This is a genomic window from Castellaniella sp. MT123, from assembly GCF_039614765.1.
Taxonomy (GTDB): Bacteria; Pseudomonadota; Gammaproteobacteria; order Burkholderiales; family Burkholderiaceae_B; genus Castellaniella.
This window is the reverse complement of the sequence record NZ_CP154879.1, coordinates 2,243,033-2,257,135: the sequence shown is the minus strand read 5'-3', so window position 1 is coordinate 2,257,135 and position 14,103 is coordinate 2,243,033. Positions and strand designations below refer to the sequence as shown.

The 14,103-nt window shown below is 62.4% G+C and carries 12 protein-coding genes, 1 tRNA gene and 1 pseudogene; 12 read left to right on the top strand and 2 right to left on the bottom strand.

The window, feature by feature from the left end:
- Nucleotides 1-2 precede the first annotated feature (2 nt).
- Together ABCV34_RS10575 and ABCV34_RS10570 are read right to left on the bottom strand one after the other, a co-directional pair.
- The gene (locus ABCV34_RS10575) at nt 3-1,175 is read right to left on the bottom strand and encodes an anhydro-N-acetylmuramic acid kinase (protein WP_345796185.1); all 1,173 of its coding nucleotides are present in this window, start codon (nt 1,173-1,175) and stop codon (nt 3-5) included.
- Nucleotides 1,176-1,257: 82 nt separating this feature from the next.
- Complete coding sequence (locus ABCV34_RS10570) at nt 1,258-2,589, bottom strand: peptidoglycan DD-metalloendopeptidase family protein (RefSeq protein ID WP_345796184.1); 1,332 nt, start codon at nt 2,587-2,589, stop codon at nt 1,258-1,260.
- 253 nt (nt 2,590-2,842) lie between these two features.
- Between ABCV34_RS10570 and tyrS the strand changes: the two genes are divergently transcribed.
- The 12 genes and pseudogenes from tyrS (at nt 2,843) to ABCV34_RS10510 (ending at nt 14,078) form a co-directional block, all read left to right on the top strand.
- Nucleotides 2,843-4,069 carry a tyrosine--tRNA ligase gene (gene tyrS, locus ABCV34_RS10565; protein ID WP_345796183.1) on the top strand — a complete coding sequence of 409 codons (1,227 nt, stop codon included), beginning with the start codon at nt 2,843-2,845 and terminating at the stop codon, nt 4,067-4,069.
- Nucleotides 4,070-4,089: 20 nt separating this feature from the next.
- Nucleotides 4,090-4,722 carry a YbhB/YbcL family Raf kinase inhibitor-like protein gene (locus tag ABCV34_RS10560; RefSeq protein WP_345796182.1) on the top strand — a complete coding sequence of 211 codons (633 nt, stop codon included), beginning with the start codon at nt 4,090-4,092 and terminating at the stop codon, nt 4,720-4,722.
- A 78-nt stretch (nt 4,723-4,800) separates the two neighbouring features.
- Entirely contained in the window at nt 4,801-6,045 is a 1,245-nt protein-coding gene (gene glyA, locus ABCV34_RS10555; protein WP_345796181.1) for a serine hydroxymethyltransferase, read from the top strand.
- 39 nt (nt 6,046-6,084) lie between these two features.
- Nucleotides 6,085-6,564, top strand: coding sequence for a transcriptional regulator NrdR (gene nrdR / locus ABCV34_RS10550; RefSeq protein ID WP_345796180.1), 480 nt, complete (start codon nt 6,085-6,087; stop codon nt 6,562-6,564).
- Complete coding sequence (gene ribD / locus ABCV34_RS10545; RefSeq protein ID WP_345796179.1) at nt 6,551-7,726, top strand: bifunctional diaminohydroxyphosphoribosylaminopyrimidine deaminase/5-amino-6-(5-phosphoribosylamino)uracil reductase RibD; 1,176 nt, start codon at nt 6,551-6,553, stop codon at nt 7,724-7,726. The genes nrdR and ribD overlap by 14 nt, the downstream gene beginning before the upstream one ends.
- A 61-nt stretch (nt 7,727-7,787) precedes the next feature.
- A complete protein-coding gene (locus tag ABCV34_RS10540) occupies nt 7,788-8,429 on the top strand; it encodes a riboflavin synthase (protein ID WP_345796178.1) in 642 nt (213 codons plus the stop codon).
- 49 nt (nt 8,430-8,478) lie between these two features.
- Nucleotides 8,479-8,569, top strand: a tRNA-Ser gene (locus tag ABCV34_RS10535).
- A 457-nt stretch (nt 8,570-9,026) separates the two neighbouring features.
- A complete protein-coding gene (locus ABCV34_RS10530) occupies nt 9,027-10,184 on the top strand; it encodes a branched-chain amino acid ABC transporter substrate-binding protein (protein WP_345796177.1) in 1,158 nt (385 codons plus the stop codon).
- 228 nt (nt 10,185-10,412) lie between these two features.
- Nucleotides 10,413-11,363, top strand: a complete 951-nt coding sequence (locus tag ABCV34_RS10525; RefSeq protein ID WP_345796176.1) for a branched-chain amino acid ABC transporter permease — start codon at nt 10,413-10,415, stop codon at nt 11,361-11,363.
- Nucleotides 11,364-11,482: 119 nt separating this feature from the next.
- Nucleotides 11,483-12,559 (top strand): annotated as a pseudogene (locus ABCV34_RS10520) (ABC transporter ATP-binding protein); the annotation flags it as partial.
- 29 nt (nt 12,560-12,588) lie between these two features.
- Nucleotides 12,589-13,362, top strand: a complete 774-nt coding sequence (locus tag ABCV34_RS10515; protein WP_345796175.1) for an ABC transporter ATP-binding protein — start codon at nt 12,589-12,591, stop codon at nt 13,360-13,362.
- Entirely contained in the window at nt 13,362-14,078 is a 717-nt protein-coding gene (locus ABCV34_RS10510) for an ABC transporter ATP-binding protein (protein WP_345796174.1), read from the top strand. The genes ABCV34_RS10515 and ABCV34_RS10510 overlap by 1 nt, the downstream gene beginning before the upstream one ends.
- Nucleotides 14,079-14,103 lie beyond the last annotated feature (25 nt).

The following is a 14,103-nucleotide window of genomic DNA, read 5'->3' as shown; positions in this document are numbered from 1 at the left end:
TTTCAGGCCGGGTAAAGACACCCCGCGATCGTCGCATGTCGCGCGCCGGTGACGGCGGGCAGGCAGGCCGGACGGCCCAGAACATGAGCCTGGGCCAGCCAGGCAAACGCCAGCGCCTCGACGGACTGCACGGGTACGCCGTATTCCGCTGTGGTCGTCAGGCGGCAGGGCAGGGCGAGCGATAGCGCCTGCATGAAGACCGGATTCAACGCCCCGCCGCCGCAGGCCAGCACTTCCCGGGTGTCTGGCGAGTGCTGCCGCACGGCCTGTGCGATCGTGTCCACGGACAGTCGCAGCAGCGTTGCCTGAACATCCACGGGATCGGGCCGGTCGTCGGACGGCAGCGTTGCCAGGCGCGCCTGCAGCCAATCCAGGCTGAACAGATCGCGTCCCGTCGATTTCGGTGGATTCAGGGCGAGCCAGGGCTCGGCCAGCAGTATCGATAGCAGCCCCGGATGGCAGCGGCCTTGTGCGGCCCAGGCGCCGTCCCGATCGTAGGCCTGACCGCCATGGTGCTGGATCCAGGCGTCCATCAACATGTTGGCGGGCCCGGTATCGAATCCGCGCACAGGGTCGTCCAGAATGGTCAGATTCGCGATGCCGCCCAGGTTCAGGACGGCGCGTCCCGCGCCGCAGCCAAAGCGCGCCGCGTGGAAGGCCGGCACCAGCGGCGCGCCCTGGCCACCGGCGGCGACGTCACGGCTGCGGAAGTCCGCAACCACCGCGATGCCAGTGTGTTCGGCCAGGCGTGCCGGTGCGTTGATCTGCAGGGTGTAGCCTGCCTCGGGTGCGTGGCGGATGGTCTGACCGTGAGCCCCGATGGCACGGATCTCCGTCGCCTTCAGGCCTGACTGGCTCAGCAGGGACCGCACGACCTCGGCATAGCAATCCGCCAGGGCGTTGGCGGCCAGTGCCGCGCGGGCCAGTTCGTTGGTGCCCGGCGCATTCAGGGCCAGGAGCTCCTGGCGCAGAGAGTGGGGCAACGGTGCGCTCGCGGCGGCAAGAATCGACAGGCGGCCCGTCGCGGCGGTACGGTCGTTCAACCATGGTGCGGAGAGGTTGCGGGCGTCTTGCGCCGGGGGTGGGTTGCCTGGGGGGGCGAAGGCCGCCAGCACGCCGTCCACGCCGTCTGTGCTGGTGCCCGACATCAGGCCGATGAAGTAAGCGTCCCGCATAAGATCGATTTCGCCCGAAAGTTCCACCAGTGCCCCGTCAAAGGAATCCGGCGGGGCGCCGTGCCGGGCCCCGTCGGAGTGCTTAGCGCCTGGCGATCTGGATGCGCTCGTCCTGCAATTGGGCCAGCATATCCATCTGGGGCTGGTAGCGGGCGACCAGGGTCTGGAAGGCCTTGCGGTCTTGGGTGTCCAGTGCGCGGGCCAGCGGCAGGTCAGTCGCCAGCGGGTCCACCGGCTGGTTGTTGATGCGGAATTCGTAATGCAGGTGCGGGCCGGTTGCCCAGCCGGTCTGGCCGACATAGCCGATCAGCTGGCCCTGCTGCACATGGTCACCCTTCCTCAGGCCCGAGGCGAAACGGCTCTGGTGTGCGTACAGCGTCGAGTATTTGCCGAAGTTCTTCAGGATGATGACGTTGCCGTAGCCGGTCTGCTGGCCGATGAATTCCACTGTGCCGTCGGCCGTGGCGTGGATCGGTGTGCCCGACGGGGCCGCGTAGTCCACGCCCTTGTGGCCGGCCCAGTGCTTGTGGACCGGGTGCATGCGCATGCCAAAGCGTGAACTGATCCGTGTGAACTTGATGGCGGTGCGCAGGAAGGCGCCTTTCAGGCTGGCGCCTGAGAAGTCGTAGTAGCCACTCTGGCCCTGGGAATCCTGGAACCAGATTGCGCTGTAGGTCTTGCCCTTGTTGATAAATTCCAGGGCGCTGATGCGGCCGGAGCCGACTTCCTCGCCGTCATGCATGTAGGCGTCGTAGACGACACGGAAGCGGTCGCCCTTGCGCAGGTCCTTCAGGAAATCGATGCGGCTGCCCAGGATGTCCACCATTTCCAGGGTGATGGCGTCGGGCAGTTGCGCCTCGTCGGCCGCGCCGAACAGCGAACTGGTGATTTCGCCTTCCGCGATGCGGGTCTCGCGCGCGGCGGCGGTGGTGCGTTCTTGTGCATCGAAGCCGCCATGCCCGTCGGGCCGGATCTCGAGCCAGGCCGACGCGACGCCGGATTTGTCGCTGGTGCCGGGTGTGTGCGCATAGCGCAGCCACAGCAGGTTGCCCTGGTCGTCCAGAGCGGCCTGCACAGAGCGGCCGGGGAAGAGCTTATAGATGGATCGCGCGCTGTCATCGTGCGTCAGGAAGGTCAGCAACCCATCCTCGCGGATTCCCAGGCGGTGCAGCAAATCGGCCACTGTGTCACCACGGCGGATGCGTGTCGAGGCGATGTAGGGGGCTGCGTTGTGGGCGATTCCGCCCATGGGGGGCAGGTCGAGGGTCTGGCGCGCCTGGAAGACAGGTTCCGGCGGGGTGGCGGGTTTGACGACAGCCAAGGCGGCGGCGGTCAGAAACAAGCCCCCGGCGGCGAACAGCAGACTGCGTGTGATGTGGCGGTGGCGTTGCGTCTGGTGGGCTTCAGGCATCATGGGCAAAAAAAATCGGTTCAGAAATTCAGGCTGTACAAGGACGCTGTGTTCGTCTGGCGAACGCTATCGGTTCGGGGGATATGCATACCGGAGGAACGAGGCACTGGCAGGCGGAAGGCTCTGCTAATATGAGGTTCCGGCGCTTGCTTGGGCGTCGAATGTGTTGTACAGAAGCTGCGAAAGCACGTTATGCTAGCGCATTACCTTCCGTTTTTCGAGCATTTTTTCAATTTTTCTGATATTAGCGTCTGCCATGTCGTCTCTCAGCATTCCCGAAGACCCCCAGATTGCCGATGATCTGCGCGTGGCCCAGCGGGGCTGTGACGAGCTCCTCGTGGTTTCCGAATTTACCGCCAAGCTGGCCCGCAGCCGCGCAACCGGCACGCCCTTGCGCATCAAACTGGGCCTGGATCCCACCGCGCCCGACATTCACCTTGGGCACACGGTCGTCCTGAACAAAATGCGTCAGTTGCAGGATCTGGGTCATACCGTGATCTTCCTGATTGGCGACTTCACCGCCCAGATCGGCGACCCCAGCGGGCGCAACACCACCCGCCCGCCGTTGACGCCGGAACAGATCCGGGCCAACGCCGAAACCTATTACGCGCAGGCCAGCCTGGTGCTGGACCCGACGCGCACCGAAATCCGCTACAACTCCGAATGGTGCGACCCGCTGGGTGCGCGTGGGTTGATCCAGCTCGCCTCCCGTTACACCGTGGCGCGCATGATGGAGCGCGACGACTTCACCCGTCGCTTCCGGGGCGGCGTGCCGATTTCGGTTCACGAATTCCTGTATCCGCTGCTGCAGGGGTACGACTCGGTGGCCCTGAAGGCCGACCTGGAACTCGGTGGCACCGACCAGAAATTCAACTTGCTGGTCGGCCGCGAACTGCAAAAGGAATACGGCCAGGAACCCCAGTGCATCCTGACGATGCCCTTGCTCGAGGGTATCGACGGGGTCGAAAAGATGTCCAAATCCAAGGGCAACTACATCGGCATCACCGAAACGCCGGACTCCATGTTCGGCAAGCTGATGTCGATTTCCGACACCCTGATGTGGCGCTATTTTGAACTGCTGTCGTTTCGTTCGCTGAACGCCATTGCCGGCCTGCAGGCGGAAATCGAGGGCGGGCGCAATCCGCGCGATGCCAAGGTCCTGCTGGCCCAGGAAGTCGTGGACCGCTTCCATGGGGCGGGCTGCGGCAGTCAGGCGCTGGAACACTTCAACGCACAGTTCCGGGATGGGGTCATTCCGGAAAACATGCCGGAAGTCACCGCAGGCGCATCGCCCATGGGCATCCTGAAAATCCTGCGCGAATCCGGTCTGGCGGCTTCGGCCTCCGAGGCGCAGCGCAACATCGAACAAGGCGGCGTGCGCATCGACGGCGAACGGATCGAAGACAAATCCCTGCAGTTGCCGGCTGGCACCTACGTCATGCAGGTCGGCAAACGCAAATTCGCCCGGGTTACCCTGACCTAGGCCAACTCCCCGGAGGGCCCATGAAACTGCACAGCGAATCTTTCCCCGATCAGGGGGTCATTCCCGAACGCATCGCGTTCGGACGCATCGATCCGCAATCTCATGTGGCCCTGGCGGGTAACTGCAACCCGCACCTGGCCTGGTCGGACGTGCCTGACGGTGTCCGGTCTTTCGCCATCCTGTGCGTCGATCCCGACGTCCCGACCCAGCCCGACGACGTCAATCAGATCGGTCGCGAGGTTCCGGCCGACCTGCCGCGCACGGATTTTCACCACTGGGTGTTGGTCGACGTAGGCGCCGACGTGCGCAACCTGCCCGAAGGCAGCTATTCCAGCGGCATCACGCCACGCGGCAAGGCCGGCCCTCTGGCGCTGGACGGCACTCGTCAGGGGCTGAACGACTATACCGACTGGTTTGCCGCCGACCGCGACATGAGCGGCGATTATTTCGGCTATGACGGGCCATGCCCGCCCTGGAACGATGCGATCGTCCATCACTACGTTTTCACCGTTTACGCCCTGGATGTCGCCGAGCTGGGCGTCTCGGGCCGGTTTACCGGGCCTCAGGCGCTGGCGGCCATGCAGGGTCACGTGCTGGCCAAGGCCTCCATCAGCGGCAGCTATACCTTGAACCCCCGGCTGCATGCGCTGTGATGCGCCGGGTTCGCGCTAGAATGGGCTGACCCGACCCGTTTCAATCGCTTTCATATCCTTCAGTCCTCAGGAATCCCCATGTTTGTCCGCTCCCGCACTCTCGATCAGGCCGATCCGGCCATCTGGGCCGCTATCCAACAGGAAAACGCCCGCCAGGAACAGCACATCGAACTGATCGCTTCGGAAAACTACGCCAGCCCCGCCGTCATGCAGGCCCAGGGCACCCAGCTCACCAATAAATACGCCGAAGGCTATCCGGGCAAGCGTTACTATGGCGGCTGTGAATACGTGGACGTGGTGGAACAGCTGGCCATCGATCGTGTCAAACAGATTTTCGGGGCCGAGGCGGCCAACGTGCAGCCCAATTCGGGTTCGCAGGCCAATCAGGGCGTCTACATGGCGGTACTCAAGCCGGGCGACAAGGTATTGGGCATGAGCCTGGCCGAAGGCGGCCACCTGACGCACGGATCGCCCGTCAACGCCTCGGGCAAACTGTACGAATTCCATTCCTATGGCCTGGATGCCAATGAGGTCCTGGACTACGACCAGCTCGAAGAACTCGCCCGCACCATCAAGCCCAAACTGATCGTGGGCGGTGCCTCGGCCTATTCCCTGCGCATCGATTTCGAACGCATGGCGCGCATCGCGCACGACAACGGCGCGCTGCTCATGGTGGACATCGCCCACTATGCCGGGCTGGTCGCGGGCGGGGTCTACCCCAACCCGGTGCCGCATGCCGATTTTGTCACCACCACGACCCACAAGTCCTTGCGCGGTCCGCGCGGCGGCGTCATCCTGATGAAGTCGGAATTCGAAAAGATCATCAATTCGGCGATCTTCCCGGGCATTCAAGGGGGACCGCTGATGCACGTGATCGCGGCCAAGGCCGTCGCCTTCGGCGAGGCCCTGCAGCCCGAATTCAAGGCCTATGCGGCCCAGGTGGCTGCCAACGCCCGCGTGCTGGCCGATACCTTGGTCAAGCGCGGCTTGCGCATCGTGTCCGGCCGTACTGAAAGCCACGTCATGCTGGTCGATCTGCGCGCCAAGGGCATCACCGGCAAAGCCGCCGAGGCCGTCCTGGGTCAGGCCCACATCACGGTCAACAAGAACGCCATTCCGCACGACCCGGAAAAGCCTTTCGTCACCAGCGGCATCCGCCTGGGGACGCCCGCCATGACCACGCGCGGCTTCAAGGAAGCCGAGGCCGAGCTCACCGGCAATCTGATCGCCGACGTGCTCGACAATCCCAACGACGCCGACAACGTTGCGCGCGTGCGTGCCAAAGTCAACGAACTGACCACGCGCCTGCCTGTCTATCGCTAATCCAACCGGAGCGGGTGCCGACGGGCACCCGTCATCCTGATGAAGTGTCCGTTCTGCAGCTGTCCCGATACCCAGGTGGTGGATTCCCGGGTCTCCGAAGAAGGCGACACGATCCGTCGGCGCCGGCGCTGCACCGACTGCGATCGGCGTTTCACGACCTACGAACGCGTCGATCTCATGATGCCGGCGGTCGTCAAGCGCAACGGGGCCCGGGTTGATTTCGATCCGGCCAAGCTGCGGGCCAGCATGGCTCTGGCCCTGCGCAAGCGGCCTGTCAGCGCCACCGCGCTGGACGCCGCCGTCGCCCGTATCCAGGAACGCCTGCTGACCAGCGGCAAGCGCGAAGTCCCGTCCGGTTATGTGGGCGAACTCGTCATGGAGGCCCTGCGCGAGCTCGACCAGGTGGCCTATGTGCGGTTCGCCTCGGTCTATCGCAGCTTCGAGAACATCCACGAATTCGTGCAGACAATCGACGAATTCCAGACCGCCAATGATGGCGACGATCATGACGGGGCCTGAATCCACCGCCTTTTCCACCGAGGATCACCGTTGGATGCGGCGGGCCCTGGCGGTGGCTGAACAGGCACTTTTCGTCAGCAATCCAAATCCTCGCGTCGGCTGTGTGCTGGTGCGCGACGGCCGCTGGCTGGCCGAAGGCAGCACGCAGGCGGTCGGCGGGCGCCACGCCGAGGCCCAGGCCTTGCAGGCAGCGGCCGAGCAGGGGATTGACGTCCACGGGGCCACCGCCTACGTCACACTGGAACCTTGCAGTCATCAGGGGCGTACGCCGCCTTGTGCGGATGCGCTGATCGCCGCCGGGGTCGCGCGCGTCGTGGTCGCCTTGCAGGATCCGAACCCGCGGGTATGCGGACACGGGATCGGGCGCCTGCGCGCCGCCGGTATTACGGTGGCTGTCGGCCTGTTTGCCGAAGACGCACTCGCTCAGAACCCGGGTTTCTGCGCCCGCATGACGCGTGGCACCCCCTGGGTGTGGCTGAAATCGGCGGCATCCTTTGACGGGCACACGGCACTGCCGGACGGACGGTCCCAGTGGATCACCGGGGAATCCGCCCGCGCCGACGGGCATCGTTGGCGTGCCCGGGCCTGTCTCGTCCTGACCGGGATTGGCACGGTGTTGTCCGACGATCCCATGCTGGACGTGCGCGCGGTCCAGACGGTGCGGCAGCCGATCCGCGCCGTGCTGGATACCCAGTTCATCATTTCCGAGCGGGCGCGACTCTTCAACGGCAACCCGGTCTGGGTGTTCACGTCCCGGGTCGATGCCGGCAAGGCGGCGCGGTTGGCGGCGCGTAACGTGCGGGTCATTCAGCTACCGGTCGGCAGCAACGGCGCCATCGATCTGGATGGCCTCATGCAGTGGCTGGGCGCGCACGAAATCAACGAGGTGCACGTCGAGGCCGGGGCGCGCCTGCTGGGTGCTCTGGTGGCGGGCAATCATGTCGATGAATGGATCGGCTATGTCGCGCCCTGCGTCCTGGGGGCGGGGCAGGGTCTGGCGGCTTTGCCGGCGCCCATCGCCGGGCTGGATCAGGCTTACCGTTATGAATTCCTGGATGCGGTACAGTTGGGCCGGGACATGCGCCTGCATCTGCGCCAAGCGGATCGTTGGCAGGCATTGAGGGCCGCGTGTGGTCTGACCGAACAGCAGGCAGCCGCGTAGGGCGTGCTTCGCGGGGGCGGCGCCTGTAGCGTCAACCGACACTTTTCTGGATGGGATCATCATGTTTACTGGAATCGTCGCGGCCGTGGGCCGCATCACCCACGTTCACCCCCTGGGCGCCGGGGACGATGCCGGTGTCCGCCTGACGATCGCCGCTGGCGGATTGCCGCTGCAATCGACCCGTCTGGGGGATTCGATTGCCATCCAGGGCGCCTGCATGACGGTGGTCGCCTTGCACGACGAGGCCTTCGAGGTCGATGTGTCGCGGGAAAGCCTGGTTCACACCTGCGGTCTGGACCGCGAGGGCGAGGTCAATCTTGAACACGCCATGCGACTGGGCGATAGTCTGGATGGGCATCTGGTTTCGGGCCACGTCGATGGCGTCGGCCACGTCACCGTCCTGGACGCGGTGGCCGAATCGATCGAATTGCGTGTCATCGTGCCTGCGCATCTGTCGAAATACCTGGCCTACAAGGGCTCGATCACGGTCAATGGGGTCAGCCTGACCGTCAACCGGGTCGAGGATCAGGAAGAAGGCACGGAGATCTCCATCAACCTGATTCCGCACACGGTGCAGGTGACGACCTTGCGCAATCTCGAGGTCGGTTCACCGGTCAATCTGGAGATCGACCTGATCGCCCGTTATGTGGAACGCATGGTCGGGGGGATGGGCGTGGTCGCCACCGGTGGTCTGGCTGGATGATGTGCTAGAATGTTGGACTTCGTCTGCTGGGTTCCCTGGCAGGCGTTCAGGACAGGTGGCCGAGCGGTTGAAGGCGCACGCCTGGAAAGCGTGTATACGTGAATAGCGTATCGGGGGTTCGAATCCCCCCTTGTCCGCCAGAATGCAAAGCCCTTGATTTTACAAATCAAGGGCTTTTTGCTGTATGGCCGATACGATCCGTGTCGACGTCTTGCATCAGCGATAACGCGTTTTCCAGCACGTAGTTGCAGGCTTTGTCCTTGATCTCGTCCTTGACCCGCATTGCCCGCCGAGTCCTCGTCGGTGTCTGTAGGGGGGGGCGCATGACGCACACTTGACGCTTGTCACAGCGGGATCGCAGCATGTCATCTCTGTTATGACCATTGGTCGGAATTATTCTATATGGGAAGTGGTTCTGCCCGGATCATGGCTGACATTAGAAAAAGTAGAAACGCACCGGCGGTTGTGGGACGAAGTCCCCGATAGCCGGGCGAAAAATACGAGAGGCAGATCGAAAGTGTCGATGTTTCAACTCATCCACACCAGGAAGATGCCAATTAATCGAGTGAATTTACCTCCCAACGTGGGGTGGAGACAATGTTGAAACATAAAGAAATTATCATCGGCGCGGCACTTCTCTTGGCCAGCCCGTTGTCATTCGGTCAAACGACCGTTATCAAAATCGGCCATATCGGTCCGCTCACCGGTCCGCAGGCGGTGATTGGTAAGGACAATGAAAATGGCGTCCGCATGGCCATTGAGCAGCTGAACGCCAAAGGATTGAACGTAGCCGGAAAGAGCGTGCAATTTGAACTGGATTCCCAGGATGACCAAGCCGATCCCCGGCAAGGGGTGACCGCCGCGCAAAAACTGGTGGACGACGGGGTCGTCGCAGTCATCGGCCCGTATAACTCCGGTGTCGCGATCCCCGCTTCGAAGGTTTTTGCCCAGGCTGAGATCCCGGTGTTGACTGTTGCATCCAATCCTACGGTAACGCAACAGGGCTACAAGAATATCGTTCGTGTGGGAGCCAATGACGGCCAACTTGGCGGACGCATGGCGGAATACGCCTACGAGCAGTTGCACGCACGCACGGCCGCGGTGGTCGATGATCGGACAGCATACGGAAAAGGCGTTGCCGATGAGTTCGAGAAGGTCGCCGAAAAATTGGGGTTCAAGGTGGTCGGTCGTGAGTACTCGAATGACAAGGCGGTCGATTTTCGTGCGATCCTGACCAAGATCAAGCCGCTTCGCCCGGATGTGATTTTCTATGGCGGCTATGCCGCGCAGGGCGCGCCCCTGGTCAAGCAGGCTCGGCAGCTGGCCATGCGGGTCAAGGTTCTGGGGGGTGACGGAATCTGCTCGCCGGACATGGGCAAAGTGGCAGGAGCGGCGGCTTCGGATGTTTTCTGTGCGCAAAGCGGTGCATCGCTCGATGCCAGCGATGCTGGGCGCGACTTCTCGCAGCAGTACCTGTCCAAGTTCAAAACGCAAACCCAAATCTTTGGCGTCAATTTCTACGATGCGATGATGCTGGTCGCGGAAGCCATTCAGAAGGAAGGATCAACCGATCCGCACAAGATCCGCGCCTATCTCGCTTCGGCCCGGTATAAGGGCGTGGCGGGGAACTATGCATTTACGACTGAAGGCGACCTGAAAGGCGCACCCACGACCGTGTACACATTCGTCGATGGGCAGATAAAACCCGCGGTGCGCGCAACGCAACAGCCGCGCGGAGGCCTGGCGGCCAATTAGTGACGCCGAGAGGGGTTGCGCCGACTCGTGCCGCTCCGGCACGACCGGCAGGGTATAGAGGCAATCCCTCTCTCAGATCGCCATAGCTGCGGCTGTGGCCGGTCTTGGCTTCATGTCTTGCTGCGGACCGTAATTGGCGGTCCGATCCAGCGGCAGGCCTTTCCAGAGAGGCGGGATCAAGCCGTCCCTGGTGGCCCACTGCGACCGCCGAATCAGGAGTGTGTGGATATGGACATATTAGTCCAGCAGATCTTGAATGGTCTGGTGCTGGGTAGCGTCTACGCGATCATCGCGTTGGGCTACACGATGGTTTATGGGATTCTCGGCATCATCAATTTTGCACACGGTGACGTGCTGATGGTGGGCGCGATGGTCGCGCTCTCCGCGATGAATGTATTGCAGGCGTATGCGCCCGAGCTCGGCAATGTTCCGATTCTGGTGATTGCTTTGCTGGTTGCGATGGCCATATGCGCGGGACTTGGCTTCACAATGGAGCGGGTTGCTTACCGACCCCTGCGTCGCGCCCCGAGGCTGGTGCCTCTGATTACCGCAATTGGCGTGTCGATCCTGCTTCAGACGGTGGCGATGATCGTCTGGGGGCGGAATCCCTTATCGTTTCCACAATTGATTTCCACGGATCCCATTGACGTCATTACTGCGACCAACACGTCGCCAGGTGTCGTCATTTCGGCGACCGAGCTTGTGATCATATTCACCGCCATCGTTGTCATGGTCGGGCTGCTGCTGCTCGTGCACAAGACGAAGATGGGCCGTGCGATGCGCGCGATCGCCGAGAATCCGGGCGTCGCAAGCCTGATGGGCGTGAATCCGAATTTCGTGATCTCGGCGACCTTCATGATCGGATCCGCACTCGCGGCATTGGCGGGTGTGATGATCGCCTCCGAATACGGAAACGTGCATTTCTACATGGGCTTCATTCCCGGTCTGAAAGCGTTTACCGCCGCTGTGCTCGGCGGCATCGGCAACCTGGGCGGCGCGATGGTTGGCGGCATATTGCTTGGTTTGATCGAGCAACTCGGCGCGGGTTATATCGGTGATATCACGAATGGCGTCTTTGGCAGCAATTACCAGGACGTATTTGCATTCATCGCCCTGATCCTCGTGCTCGTGTTCCGCCCGTCCGGATTACTGGGCGAACGTGTCGCGGATCGCGCCTGAGTTCGGGAATATGAAAAAAGGAGACATGGATCGTGAGTTCCTTTCAATATAACGAGGCGCTCGGCACGGAGGCTCGTGCACGCAACGCCCGCGTCCAGCGGATTCTGGTGACCGCACTTGTGATCTCGGCGCCGTTTTTGATCGGCGCGGTTGGCGGCAACTATTGGGTGCGTGTGCTGGATTTTGCGATGCTCTACGTGATGCTCGCGCTGGGGCTGAACGTGGTGGTGGGCTTTGCCGGTCTGCTGGATCTCGGCTACATCGCTTTCTATGCCGTGGGTGCTTATACGGCCGCGCTTTTGACGTCGCCGCACTTGGCCAATCAGTTCGAGTGGATCAACCAGATCTGGCCGGGAGGCATGCATCTACCGTACTTCATTGTTGTGCTGGTCGCCATGGGGCTCGCAGCCTTGTTCGGCGTGCTGCTCGGCGCGCCGACGCTGCGCCTGCGCGGCGACTATCTCGCGATCGTGACGCTCGGCTTCGGTGAGATCATCCGCATCTTCATGAACAATCTCGACCAGCCGATCAACATCACGAATGGCCCGCAGGGGATCACAGGCATCGATCCCGTGCATGTGGGCGGCTTCAGCCTATCGCAGACGCACACAATTTTTGGTTTCCAGCTCACGCCTGTCTACTTCTATTACTACCTGTTCGTGCTCTGCGCGCTGCTGACGATCTGGACCTGCACGCGGTTACAGCACTCTCGCATCGGTCGCGCCTGGGCGGCGATTCGCGAAGACGAGATCGCGGCGAAGGCGATGGGGATCAACACACGGAACGTGAAACTGCTCGCCTTCGCGATGGGGGCGTCGTTCGGCGGCCTGTCGGGGGCGATGTTCGCCGGGTTCCAGGGGTTCGTCTCGCCCGAATCGTTCACGTTCTGGGAATCGGTTGTCGTGCTTGTCTGTGTCGTGCTCGGTGGCATGGGGCATATACCGGGTGTGATCCTCGGCGCCGTGTTGCTGACCGTGTTCCCCGAGTTCCTGCGCTCAACGATGGGGCCGCTGCAGCATGCGCTGTTCGGGCACGAGGTTATCGACACGGAAGTGATCCGTCAGCTGTTGTACGGTCTTGCGATGGTGCTCATCATGCTGTATCGCTCGGAAGGCCTGTGGCCGGCCGCGAAGCACGAGGACAAGATCGCGAAACTGGCCAAGCGAAACGGCGGGGATCAGCCGGTGCGCGCATGATGCTTGAAGGTACGGCGGGAGAAAACCCCATGAGCAACGATATCCGTTTGTCCATCAAGGGCGTGAACAAGCGTTTCGGTGGCCTGCAGGCCCTCACGGAAGTGGGCCTGCAAATCGAGGCAGGGCAGATTTACGGCCTGATCGGGCCGAATGGAGCGGGGAAGACGACGTTTTTCAATGTCATCACCGGACTCTATACGCCCGATTCGGGCGAGTTTGTGCTGGACGGTAAGCCCTATGCGCCGACGGCAGTCCACCAGGTGGCCGAGGCAGGCATCGCGCGCACATTCCAGAACATTCGCCTGTTCGGCGGCATGACGGCGCTTGAGAACGTCATGGTTGGGCGTCATGTGCGCACGAAGCATGGCCTCTTCGGCGCGGTGTTTCAGACGCCGGCCGAGCGCCGGGAGGAGCGCGAGATCAAGCAGCGTTCGCTCGAACTGCTCGAGTACGTCGGCGTGCCACAGTACGCCGACTATACGGCGCGCAACCTGTCATACGGCCACCAACGGCGGCTCGAGATCGCACGGGCGCTCGCGACCGACCCGAAGCTGCTCGCGCTCGACGAGCCAGCCGCGGGGATGAACGCGACCGAAAAGGTCGAGCTCACGCGACTGCTCGAGAAGATTCGCGACGATGGCAAGACGATCCTGCTGATTGAGCACGATGTGAAGCTCATGATGCACCTGTGCGACCGCATCACGGTGCTCGATTACGGCAATGTGATCGCGGAGGGGCAGCCGCAAGACGTACAGAAGGACCCTAAGGTGATTGAGGCATATCTGGGAGCAGGGAGTCACTGATGGCCGCGACAATGTTGAAAATCAAGGGCCTGCGAGTCAATTACGGCGGCATTCAGGCAGTGAAAGGCGTCGACATGGAAATCGGCCAGGGCGAGCTCGTGACGCTGATCGGCGCGAACGGCGCGGGCAAGACGACGACGATGAGGGCGATCACGGGCCTGCAGCTCTATTCTGGGGGCGATATCCAGTACCAGGGCCAGTCGATCAAAGGGATCCCGGCGTACGAGCTGCTCAAGCGCGGTCTCGCGATGGTGCCGGAGGGACGGGGGATTTTCGCCCGCATGTCGATTCTCGAGAACATGCAAATGGGCGCGTATCTACGAAACGACGCCGACGGCATCCAGAAGGATGTCGACCGCATGTTTGGCTACTTCCCACGCTTGAAGGAACGGGCCAAGCAGCTTGCGGGCACGCTTTCGGGCGGCGAGCAGCAGATGCTCGCGATGGCGCGGGCGTTGATCAGCAAGCCCAAATTGCTGCTGCTCGACGAGCCCTCGATGGGACTCTCGCCGATCATGGTTGAGAAGATCTTCGAGGTGGTGCGCGATATTTCGAAGGAAGGGCTCACCGTGCTGCTCGTCGAACAGAATGCTCGCCTCGCGTTGCAAGCCGCCAACCGCGGCTATGTGATGGACTCGGGCTCCATCACGATGTCAGGAAATGCCAGCGATATGCTTGATGACCCGAAAGTCCGCGCTGCATATCTCGGAGAATGATCGAGTCCCACGGCGCTGTCGCCTA